Genomic DNA, 1,459 nt, shown 5'->3' with positions numbered 1-1,459 from the left:
GGTTCTAAATTCCCCGGAACTTCGCACTTTTAAGCCGGGAGTTCAGAATTTCACATTATTATTTCTATCTTTGTCCCGATTATCACATAACCTGCAAATAATCCGCCCGTAATGTTTAAAATATACATGAGGCTCCTGGGTTTCGCCCGACCCATCCGCAAATACGCCATCCCCTATTTCTTCTACTCACTTTTCTACGCGCTGTTCAATTCGCTCACGTTCCTGCTGATCATGCCGATCCTCAAGACGATGTTCGATGCGGATTACACGTTCGTATACGTGGAGAAGCTCCCCCCGCTGGCGTTCAACCAGGAATACCTGACGGCACTGTTCAACTTCACCTATTCGCACCTGTTCACCGAATACAACCCCGAAAACGTCCTGCTGCTGCTGGCCATCGTCACCATTTTCGTGAGCCTGCTGAGCAACCTGTTCCGCTACATGGGGGCCTGGACGGTCGAGAACATGCGCACCCGCACCCTGCAGCGCATGCGCAACGAGATGTTCTCCAAAGTCGTGGACATGAACGTGGGCTATTTCAGCGACCAGCGCAAGGGCGACATCATCTCGAAGATCACTTCGGACGTCGGCGTGGTGCAGTTCTGCATCACCAACACATTGCAGGTAGCTTTCCGCGAGCCGTTCCTCATCATCGGTTATACGGTCATGATGGTCGCCATCTCGTGGGAGCTGGCACTCTTCTCGGTGCTTTTCCTGCCCGTCGTGGCACTGATCATCGGCAGCATCGTCAAGCGCCTGCGCCATCCCGCGCGGACAAGCCAGCAGCGCATGGGCGAACTGGTCTCGACGCTCGACGAATCGCTGTCGGGCATCAAGGTCATCAAGAGCTACAATGCCACGGGATACGTCAAGCAGAAATTCTACGACCTGAGCGAAGACCTGGCGCGGCTGACCCTTTCGATGGCCCGCCGCCAGCAGCTGGCTTCGCCGATGAGCGAATTCCTGGGCATCTCGGCCGTAGGCGTCATCCTGGTATTCGGAGGTTCGCTCGTATTCAAGGACGCGCTCAGCCCCGAAGGCTTCATCGCCTTCATCGCCATGTTCTCGCAGATAACGCGCCCGGTGCGCACGTTCATCGACCAGTTCTCCAACATCAACCAGGGTATCGCCGCCGGCGAACGCATCTTCTCGATCATCGACGCCCAGAGCGAAATCCAGGACAAGCCCGGGGCGATCGAACTCGACGGGCTGAAAGACAAGATCGAATTCCGGGACATCCACTTCTCGTACGACGGCAGCCGCGAGGTGATCGAAGGCATCTCGTTCGAGATCAAGCGCGGCGAGACCGTGGCCCTGGTAGGCCCTTCGGGCGGAGGCAAGTCGACCCTCAGCGAACTCATACCGCGTTTCTACGACGTGAAGGCGGGCGACATCCTGATCGACGGGGTCTCGGTGCGCGACTACACGCAGGACAGCCTGCGCGCCCACATGAGCGTCG

1 protein-coding gene is annotated in these 1,459 nt (G+C 57.2%); it reads left to right on the top strand.

Annotated elements, in window-relative coordinates; all coding sequences use genetic code 11:
- Positions 1–111: 111 nt before the first annotated feature.
- Positions 112–1,459, top strand: a 1,348-nt coding sequence (locus tag QVP03_RS10445) for an ABC transporter ATP-binding protein (RefSeq protein WP_288210761.1), incomplete at its 3' end; no start/stop codon positions are given.

The organism is Alistipes sp. CAG:29 (genome assembly GCF_000435435.1).
GTDB lineage: Bacteria > Bacteroidota > Bacteroidia > Bacteroidales > Rikenellaceae > Alistipes > Alistipes onderdonkii.
The sequence above is the reverse complement of the archived record's forward strand: the minus strand, read 5'-3'. Positions and strand labels throughout refer to the sequence as shown.